The following is a 426-nucleotide window of genomic DNA, read 5'->3' as shown; positions in this document are numbered from 1 at the left end:
TCTGCCGGGACATCTTCGCCGAGCCGGAACCCGGCACCTTCGCGCTCACCGAACTGGCCGCGGAACTGCTGGCCGAGCACCCGGCCAATCTGCGTCAGTGGCTGGACGCCGACGAAGTGGCCGGGCGGCTCGACAGCACCTTTCCCCGCCTGGTGGACGCGGTCCGCTCCGGAACCTCCGTCTACGAGAAGGTCCACGGAGCCCCGTTCCGGGCGGACCTGGCCGCTTCGCCCGCGCGGACCGAGTCCTTCGACCTACTGATGTCCCAGGTCTCCCAGTCCACCAAGGGAATCGGAACCGCGTACGGCTGGTCGGACGTCCGCCATGTGATCGATGTCGGCGGCGGCACCGGCGCCCTGCTCCGGGAAATCCTCACAGCGCACCCGCACCTGCGGGGAACAGTGGCCGACCAGGCCGCATCGGTGA

1 protein-coding gene is annotated in these 426 nt (G+C 69.7%); it reads left to right on the top strand.

Annotated features, from left to right (window positions below; translation table 11 throughout):
• Positions 1-426 (top strand): methyltransferase (locus NQU54_RS48835; protein WP_306279900.1); only part of this gene is annotated, 426 nt, incomplete at both ends.

It is taken from the genome of Streptomyces malaysiensis subsp. samsunensis (assembly GCF_024519315.1).
Classification (GTDB): domain Bacteria; phylum Actinomycetota; class Actinomycetes; order Streptomycetales; family Streptomycetaceae; genus Streptomyces; species Streptomyces malaysiensis.
This window is presented reverse-complemented; position numbering and strand designations above follow the sequence as displayed.